Below are 9,169 nucleotides of genomic sequence, written 5' to 3'. Positions count from 1 at the left end.
CGATCGAGCTATTGAGGAAATATGACATAAATCCTGCGCGTATCGTGATTGAAGTTACAGAAGAAGAATTCACAGGAAAGCTGCAAGAGCTTACCCAGATTGTAGAGTTGTATCGGCAGTTCGGCTGTATCATCGCGATAGACGATGTAGGCAGTGGGTTTAGCAATTTCGATCGCATCGCAAGTCTGCAGCCCAAAATATTGAAAATCGATCTTAATATACTGAAAAAGAGCGCTATTCATGCGGGTTACAAAGCCTTGATGCAATCTTTTTCAATTTTAGCGGCTCAAATGGGCGCATCCCTGCTCGTGGAAGGCATTGAAACGAAGCAAGAGCTGCACAGTGCGCTGCAAGTTGGTGCGAGGTATGTGCAAGGGTATCTCTTTTCGAAAGCTGAGCCGTATCTGCAGCATAAGGATGTTTTTAAACCCATGCTGAAGGAAGAAATGAGCCTCTTTAGCCAAGGGGAATTTCAGCGAAACAGTCATCTTTCTGCCATCCATCAAAGCTTGGAAACACTCAACCAATTCGCTATTCGTATTTTGACGGCGGAAGACGCGGATCAGCTTATTGAACATACGATCAAAACCGTGACTGATAATTGTATACGGATCTACATATGCATGGAGGATGGCTACCAAATTTCTTCCAATTATATTCGCAAAGATCATACTTGGAGCAGGGATGAGAGTTATCGCGGAGCGAACTGGACGTGGCGTCCGTATTTCATCTCCAACATTCTCATGATGAACCTGCAAAAGCAAGGGATCTTATCGCAAATGTATACGGATCTAGATACCTCGCATCAGATTCAGACCTATTCCTGTACGTTGGGTGATGGGTATTATTTGTTTTTGGATTTGCTGATATAGGCGTGGTGAACACGTCGGGAGTAACTCTATTAACCCATTGGTCTTCGTTGTATAAAATACAACATAAAGACGATTTATGTCTTGTTACCCTGCAGTTCATTGTACAAAGTACAATTAATTTGACATAAATGGCTCGAAAACAGTGAATTTTAACCCTCAACGTTGCACTTTGTACAACATAGAGCCGAATAGAGGTCCATTTGCAGCAATATCGTTGTACAAAGTACAACATAGAAAAGACCGTCAGGCGTTTTTTGCCTGGACGGTCTTTTCGTGTGAACATACACTGCGTGATCTGCCCCCTCACAGTAAAGGAACTACAGGGCGCTATTTTACCTGCAATAGCCATCCAGGCAACATGGCGGAACTATGTTCCTCTATTTCTCCATTTTTGGGTAGAAACAGGCTCGTTTGGCTGAAATAAGAGCCTGTAGTTCCCCGAAACCTGTGAAAACTTCATTTTAGCCTAAATRGAGGCTTTCAGTTCCCTTAACTACCTCAAACAATAGGGCTCCCTCTGTCGAGAGAGAGCCTCCTTGTAAACACAAGAGCCTGCCTAAGCCTCGACCCACTCACGCCGCAGCGAGAACAAATCACGCAGCTCGTCAGTCGACAGCTCGGTGATCCAGTTCTCGCCGGAGCCGACGATCTGCTGGCTGAGGCCGAGCTTGCGCTCGATCATCTCGTCGATGCGCTCTTCGAGCGTGCCGAGCGTGACGAACTTGTGCACCTGCACATGGCGCGTCTGCCCAATGCGGAAGGCGCGGTCCGTCGCTTGATTCTCGACGGCGGGATTCCACCAGCGATCATAGTGGAACACATGATTCGCCGCCGTCAGATTCAGCCCGATGCCGCCGGCCTTCAGCGAAAGAATAAACACATTTCGCTTCTCGTCTGCCGGCCGGTCATCAGGGTCCTGGAAGTGCGCGATCATCTCATCGCGCCCAGTCTTCGTTGTTCCTCCGTGAAGGAACAACACGGTCTCGCCCAGCTCCTGCTGCAGCACATGCTGAAGCAGGTTGCCGGTCTCGACAAACTGCGTGAAAATCAAGCATTTGTCGCCTTCTTGGCGCAGCTCCTGCACCATCTCAAGCAGCCGCTCCAGCTTGTTCGAGCGTCCGCTCCATGGGGCGGACAGCCCTTCCTTCAGCAGCAAAGCAGGGTGGTTGCACACCTGTTTGAGCTTCGTCAGCGCAGCGAGGATAAGCCCGCGCCGCTCCATCGCAGAGAGCGTATCCAGCCGGTCGAACATGTCTTGGATGTAGTTTTCGTATAACGAGCCTTGCTCGGCGGTTAGTGAGATGAACGTTTTGGACTCGTTCTTTTCCGGCAGATCCAGCTGAATGGCGGGATCTTTTTTCTCGCGGCGCAGCAGGAAAGGACGGATCAGCTTCTGAACCTTGTTGATGATCTCAGGATCGCGCGTTTTCTCGATCGCATTCACATAGCGATGCGTAAACTCGCGCACCGTGCCCAGATAACCGGGATTCGCGAAGTCGAAGATCGACCACAGCTCCGTGAGCCGATTCTCAATCGGGGTACCCGTCAAGGCAATGCGATGGAAACCATTCAATCGGCGAATTGCCGAGGCTTGCTTGGTATAAGCATTTTTTATATTTTGCGCTTCGTCCAGACAGATGGAGTTCCAGGCGATTTCGCCCAGCTCCGCCTCATCCAGATGGGACAGCGTATAAGATGTTAATACTAGATCAACCTTGCCGACAGCCTCCGTGAAGGCAGCTCCTTTGAAGCGTTGAGGTCCGTAGTGCAGATGTACCTTGAGCGAAGGGGCGAAGCGCTTCAGCTCCATCTGCCAGTTGCCGAGGACAGAGGTTGGGCAAATCAGCAGAGAAGGGGCAGCAGGCTGCTCAGTCTCTTTGACGGTGAGCAGGTAAGTGATCCACTGGATCGTTTTACCAAGACCCATATCATCGGCCAAACAACCCCCAAGTCCAAAACGGCGCAGGAATAGCAGCCAAGAGATGCCGTCCACCTGATAGTGGCGCAGCGAACCTTGGAAGCTCGGCGGCGGCTCCACAGTGGGGATCGCAGCTGTTTGCGTCAGTTGGTCAACCATGTGGCGCAGCTGCTCATTCAGCTCGACTTCCATCTCGATATAACGCATCGCATCGGGATCATCTTCCTCAGGCAGCAGTCCGGCTGCATCTCCAGCGAAATGCAGTTCTAACACGTCGCGGAAGGAGAGGCCCTGCTTCTTCTGGACCTGCTTCATGATTTGCTCGACCTGCGCCATAAACTTCGGATCGAGCTGAATCCAATTGCCGCGAATCTGGATCAGCTTGCGCTTCTCTTCGAGCAGTAGACGGAATTCTTCCTCCGTCAGCTCCAGATCACCAACAGCCAGCTTCCAGTCGAACTGCATCAGCTGGGTCAGCCCGAACATGGTCTCCCGTCCTGATCCGACGGAAGACTTGATCTTCGCGCGCAGCTTCGGCTTCATCTTGCGGATGCGCTCCCACCAGGCCGGGAGGAATACACTGGTCCCGGCCTCCACGAGCCGCACGCTTCCCTCTGCGAGGAAGCGCCAAGCCTCTTCCTCCGTCAACGTCTGACGGAGGGTGCTATCGCCCGCATCCAGCCAAGGCAGGATGCGCAGCCATTTGGCCGCGTCACGTTCGACGCGGCTCAGCTCCGGCTGCCACGCCTCCGGCAGTGGCAGTTCACCCGCCACCGGCTCGCCGGTAGGCGTCACCGTGCGCAGCACGTCAGGCGCAAGCCGGTCCTGCAGCAGCACGCGCAGCTGCCAACCCGCGCCGTGCGCCAGGTCCGGCTCTGCGAGCTGCAGGCACGTGCGCATTGGCGAGCGGTCTTGGCGCCAGCCAATGGCGACGAGCCAATCTTCCTCGTCGAGCCAGAGATCAGCGGCGAGTTCACCTCGCCGCATGAGCGGGTACGCGGCTTCCAGCTTGCGCAGATTGTCCTTCATGATGCCGTCGGCGTCTACCCATTCGGGGATGAGCGCGTGAATCCAGCGGGAAACAGCTGGCGATTCCAGAGACTGCAGAGCCTCCGGCAACTGCAGCTTCCAGCCAATTTCGCCGGCTTTCCATTTCTCGTAATCCGGCATGAAGCTTCCGGTAGCTAATGCTTCGCGAACCGCAGGCGCCAAGCTGATGAAATCCGCAGAGTCCTGATGCCAGCTAAGCTGTAGATGCTGAACAGGCTGCGGATCGCTGAAATAATCGAGCGCCTCAAGTGGCTGCAGCTCAATGCCTTCGCGATTTTGCCATTCACTTGGTTCCATGAAAGTGCCATAGAAGGAAGCGCGGTGCCAGGCAAAGAGCATATTTTTCAAATCAAGGGCGTCCCAAATGCCGCCATTCTCGCGGGATCCCCATAGAAACAAGGAGCCGCTGGGGAGGGAGCTTACATGAACCGTCAGCGCGCTGGTTTCGATCATCGAATCCATTTTCCTTTCTTGAGCTCTTCTTGGAAGGCACGCAAGCGTGAGAATTTATCCGCTAAACGATACACATAGTGCTCCCAGCGATCGTTCTGGCCTAATTGTTTGTAAATGCTGTGCAGTTTCTTCAGAAGCCGGACAGCCGTTTTGTAGGAAGCTCTATTTTTCTCCAGAACCGCACGTTCCGCCGCTTGATGATACAGAGGAAGGAGCAAAGAGGCATCGTGCTCTTCAATCGCTTTCAGCTCCAGCGTGTACAGATTCAGTGGCGAAATAYGGTTCGCGAGCTGCAAATCGACCCATTGCCGATACCTTTTGGTCTGCAGCAAATAGGCTGTGTAATAGTAATAGGAGCGAGGCAGCAGGGATTCCATGACCTGTACCCATTCGCTGTCGGAGTCCAAATGCTTGGTGGTGTCGAGCCAATATTGGCAAAAGGTCCGGAAATCATCGTGATTGGCTTGTGCAATCGACTTGAACAACCAACGGAGCCAGACCAGCATGTCATTCCACTGCTTATCGTTGTAATAATAATTCAGGTACAGGAAGTAATCCTTCGCCTGGGGATGAGCCAAGAGCTCCAGCAGTTTGAAAGCACTGTCCGTATCTCCCTGAATGATGTGAAAATGAGCTCTAGCCGCAATCAGCGCATCCTTCTTCTTAGCAAGGAGGTCCTTTTTGGACAGAAGGGTATCGAGGCGCTGAATCTCCTCTTTCTGAGCGGATTTTTGGGCAGACAGCTTCCACCAGATGAACCGATACACGAATAGCCAGTCAATCGGGCTGTCTTTTCCTTGCAGCGCGAATTCACCGAGCATTTTGAGTGTAGCMAGCATATGTTTGGGCTCAGCCGCGAAGGAGGCGTTCAGATCCATGCCTTGGGCAAGCTCGACGAGCTTATCCTCACAGTTTTTTGCGGCGATTTTGCACCCGTTTTCGTGGTAATAAGACAAGTAGGAACTTTTGGTTTCTTGATAAAATTGTTCGATCTTACGCATCATGAAAAGCACGATATGAAGCATATAGATTTCGCGCATTGAGCTTTTCCAATCGGCTGCAAAACCTGGTAGAGACTCTAACGCAGAGTCATAAAACGTTTCAATGGAGTGCTGATGCGAGATCGAGAATCCATGAAATCTTCCTTCGAAAAAACGATGCCAATCGGCAGGTATAGCCGCTTCTTCGGGTTTATTGGCCTTGGCGGCTTCTTTGCGTTCCTGTGCAAGGGAAGTGCCCCGCAGTGGTTTCTTGCGAGCGAATATTTGTTGCTTTAATTGTTGCAGCAGCAGTTCCGGCCGTCCATAAGGGGCATATAAGCTGAAGAACGTAGCACCGATATGCTGGCAAAAGCCATCGAAGGAGCAGCTGCATGAGCTGTCCTGAAAATGTTCTAAATTCACCGTCGTGTTGTGCAGTCTCTTGCCTGCAACCGTCGACTGAATGCTTGTGCCCTTCAGATCGACATCCGCCACGCGGCCTTTATGATAATACTCCCAGCCCTGCTCCAGTACGGCAGCATCGAAATGCAGCGGGATTTGTTTGATTAGGTAGTTCATTCGATTTTTGGGAATCTGCAGTTTCAGCATGTGTGCTTTCCTACCCTCCGAGCGGTACATTCCTTCTTCCATAGTAACAGATTTTTTCCGAAATTGCCCATTTCCACAGTTTATGCCAAAGGGTATTTTTTTATCCGGGGTAAAAACGGTTAACCCTGCAATCGAACCTATAATATGATAAAGTGAAGCTAGAAGGTTAGCTACCGAAGGGAGACTTTACAATGGGCATAAAATTCGGAAGAGAATATAAGGATATTGTCACTGATTTCGTACGCGGCATTGAGATGGTTGATGGCTTCTATGAGCTGCTGGATATGAGTGCGGACGACTGGCAGGAGCTTGAGCAGGAGGAACAGGAAGAATGCCTGCGTACGCTGGCTGATGATATTTTTTATGGATTAGGCAATAGTCCTGTGATGCAAATCGGTGCAGGTTCGGTTCGCCATGATCCGGGGAATCACGTATTGAAGGTTCACGACGGGGAGAAGCTGGTTTCCGTCATTTATTTGGTCTGATTTTTGAGTGAGCTATAGAAAGGTGTTTATAAGCTATGCTGGATGGGGCAAGGAAGGTTTTACAACAAGTATACGGGTACCCCGAATTCCGTGAGGGGCAGAAAAATATTATTACCAATCTGCTTGAGGGAAAGGATACGCTTGGCATTATGCCGACGGGCGGCGGTAAATCGATCTGTTATCAGGTTCCTGCGATGCTGATGGAGGGTGTGACCCTTGTCATCTCTCCGTTGATTTCCTTGATGAAAGACCAGGTGGATGCCCTTGGTGTGCTTGGAGTTCCGGCGACGTTCATTAATAGTACGCTGGAAGCCAGAGAAGTGGAACAGCGGATGCAAGGCGCGATGCAGGGCAAGTATAAGCTGCTTTATATCGCGCCCGAGCGGCTGGAGTCAGAGCGGTTCCGCGCGCGGATGTCAGCGCTGAATCTTCCCTTTGTAGCGATTGATGAGGCGCACTGCGTGTCTCAGTGGGGGCATGATTTCCGGCCCAGCTATGTCTCTATTGCTCCGTTCATTCGCGAGCTTCCGAATCGCCCGATTGTAGCGGCCTTTACCGCTACAGCGACAGCTGAGGTGACCGCAGACATTGCAAGGCTGCTCGACCTGTCGGACGCGGGCATCTTTGTGAATGGTTTCTCACGGGATAATTTGGAGCTGACGATTCTTCGCGGAGAGAACAAGCGGGATTACATACACAATTATGTGAAAGAGCACACGCACCAACCGGGCATTATCTATGCCGCTACCCGTAAGGATGTGGAGGAGCTGTACGAGTCTTTGCGGAAAAAAGGCTACGCCGCAGGCAAGTACCACGCGGGTTTAACGGACGATGAGCGCTCCTACATGCAGGAAGCATTCCTCTATGATGATGTTCGGGTGATGATCGCCACGAATGCGTTCGGGATGGGCATCGATAAGTCGAACGTGCGCTACGTCATTCACTACAATATGCCGAAGAACATGGAGGCTTATTACCAAGAAGCTGGTCGCGCAGGACGTGACGGGGAGCCGAGCGAATGCATTCTGCTGTTTAGCGCGCAGGATATTATGACGCAGAAGTTCCTCATTGAGCAGAACCAGATTTCGCCTGAGCGCAAAGCAAACGAGTACAAAAAGCTGCAGACGATGATCGATTTCTGCTACTCGCCCAGATGTCTGAGGAATGTTATTCTGCACTATTTTGATGAAACTAATATTAAAGACACCTGCGGCAACTGCAGCTCCTGCAAGGATGATCGCGATAGCGTGGATATTACCGTTGAAGCGCAGAAAATCTTCTCCTGCATCCGCCGGATGAACGAACGTTTCGGGATTTCGATGGTTGCCTCAGTGCTCAAAGGCTCGAAAGCGAAGAAAATTGTCGAGTATCGGTTCGATCGACTGCCAACGCATGGCATTATGAAGGATTTGCCGGAAAAAGAAATTTCCGATCTGATCAATGTATTGATCTCGGAAGGGTTTTTGCAGCTGTCTGAGGGCCAGTATCCTGTGGTCAGGTTAATGCAGCCTGCAGCGGAAGTGCTTCAAGGGAAGCGGCCTGTGTACCAAAAAGTGCGCAAACAGCAGGTCAAAGCTGCTGCTATCGACAATACCTTGTTCGAGCAGTTGCGTCTGCTTCGTAGGGAAATTGCTGCACGTGAGAAAGTGCCGCCGTATATTATTTTCTCCGATAGTACGCTGCGTGAGATGAGTGAAAGCTGCCCGACCTCGGAATCCGCTATGCTGCGAATCAAAGGTGTCGGCGAGGTTAAGTACCGTAATTATGGGAAACCCTYCCTTGATCTGCTTCGCACGTATGCGGGAGAGAGCGAGGCCGAGGCGGTCGCCTATGATTTTGAATAAAAGAGATTCGGGAGTAACTGAGTAAGGCTGGAAGGGGTGGAAGTACGTGAAGCTTGGGAATAGTGACATTGATCAAAAGCTTGGCGCGCTCGCAGGTTGGACGACAGACGATCACAAATGGATTTTGCGGAAATACCGCTTTGCGGAGTTCATGCAGGGTATTTCCTTTGTGAATCATGTCGCCCGTATCGCAGAATCGGATAACCACCATCCCCTGATTGCCATCGATTACAAAATGGTTACACTGCGGCTTACATCATGGCATGCAGGCGGTTTGACAGAGCTGGATTTTCAATCCGCTGCCAAGTTTGATCAAGCTTTTGAAGAGGTATCTGCGGGCTCTGACGACGTTTAGCTGGGTGAGGTCTCGTCGTACACCATGCAATGAAAATTCGACTTGCCCGTGGGCGTCTGTTTCTCATACGTATCCGTAATGACAAAGCCAGCACGCTCATAAGTGCGGATTGCGCGCTCATTCCAGACTAGCACTTCCAGGTCGACCTCCTGCCCGTGGGCGTGTTTCAATGCTTCATGGGTGAGGAGCTGCACGAATTGGACGCCAATTCCGCTGCCTCTGCCGCATAGATCCGGGCGGAGTCCCAGACCTAAACGCGTGACGCCGACAATCGGGAAGAACTGAACGAAGCCGGATAGCTCGCCATTGGCATCGACGACAGCCCGGTACTGTTCAGCCCGAATGTGCGGGTCAGCGAATCCCGTTTGCTCTCGAAGCATGGTTTCCCAAGAAGGCCAATTATATAGCTCGTAGGGAGACGGATATTTCCACTTACATAACTCCTCGCAGTGCGCGTTAGTTAGCGGTACAACTCGCCAGGGTAAGCTTGCTTTTACCACTTTTATTATCACCTTTTCATATATTGGTTGGAGGATCGCATGGGTTGGCTTTTACATATTCCAATTACTACATGTATTTTGTTTTCTATGCTCATGTTGGGAT

7 protein-coding genes are annotated in these 9,169 nt (G+C 51.3%); 4 read left to right on the top strand and 3 right to left on the bottom strand.

Annotated features, from left to right (window positions below; genetic code table 11):
* Window positions 1-872: EAL domain-containing protein (locus AC1DUA_RS11505; RefSeq protein WP_477499877.1), on the top strand; the 872-nt coding region annotated here is incomplete at its 5' end.
* Window positions 873-1,428: 556 nt separating this feature from the next.
* On the opposite strand, the gene AC1DUA_RS11500 is transcribed toward AC1DUA_RS11505, so the two are convergent.
* Window positions 1,429-4,302: a DEAD/DEAH box helicase gene (locus AC1DUA_RS11500; protein ID WP_477499876.1), complete on the bottom strand. Its 2,874-nt coding sequence runs from the start codon at window positions 4,300-4,302 to the stop codon at window positions 1,429-1,431.
* Window positions 4,290-5,882 (bottom strand): SWIM zinc finger family protein, encoded by a 1,593-nt coding sequence (locus AC1DUA_RS11495; RefSeq protein WP_477499875.1) that lies wholly within the window; start codon window positions 5,880-5,882, stop codon window positions 4,290-4,292. The genes AC1DUA_RS11500 and AC1DUA_RS11495 overlap by 13 nt, the downstream gene beginning before the upstream one ends.
* A gap of 191 nt (window positions 5,883-6,073) precedes the next feature.
* Between AC1DUA_RS11495 and AC1DUA_RS11490 the strand changes: the two genes are divergently transcribed.
* From AC1DUA_RS11490 to AC1DUA_RS11480, 3 genes are read left to right on the top strand one after another with little or no spacing between them, the layout of a single operon-like run.
* Complete coding sequence (locus AC1DUA_RS11490) at window positions 6,074-6,367, top strand: hypothetical protein (protein WP_477499874.1); 294 nt, start codon at window positions 6,074-6,076, stop codon at window positions 6,365-6,367.
* A 35-nt stretch (window positions 6,368-6,402) separates the two neighbouring features.
* A complete protein-coding gene (gene recQ, locus AC1DUA_RS11485; protein ID WP_477499873.1) occupies window positions 6,403-8,211 on the top strand; it encodes a DNA helicase RecQ in 1,809 nt (602 codons plus the stop codon).
* A 46-nt stretch (window positions 8,212-8,257) separates the two neighbouring features.
* A complete protein-coding gene (locus AC1DUA_RS11480) occupies window positions 8,258-8,566 on the top strand; it encodes a 4a-hydroxytetrahydrobiopterin dehydratase (RefSeq protein ID WP_477499872.1) in 309 nt (102 codons plus the stop codon).
* On the opposite strand, the gene AC1DUA_RS11475 is transcribed toward AC1DUA_RS11480, so the two are convergent.
* Window positions 8,563-9,066: a GNAT family N-acetyltransferase gene (locus AC1DUA_RS11475; RefSeq protein WP_477499871.1), complete on the bottom strand. Its 504-nt coding sequence runs from the start codon at window positions 9,064-9,066 to the stop codon at window positions 8,563-8,565. The two genes, AC1DUA_RS11480 and AC1DUA_RS11475, sit on opposite strands and share 4 nt — an antisense overlap.
* Between the last annotated feature and the right edge of the window lie 103 nt (window positions 9,067-9,169).

The organism is Paenibacillus sp. 01T422, from assembly GCF_056398785.1.
This window is presented reverse-complemented; position numbering and strand designations above follow the sequence as displayed.

Excerpts from the sequence above, each read along its gene's own strand:
- AC1DUA_RS11500 (WP_477499876.1), bottom strand. The coding sequence starts at position 4,302 with ATGGATTCGATGATCGAAACCAGCGCGCTGACGGTTCATGTAAGCTCC.
- AC1DUA_RS11490 (WP_477499874.1), top strand. The coding sequence starts at position 6,074 with ATGGGCATAAAATTCGGAAGAGAATATAAGGATATTGTCACTGATTTC.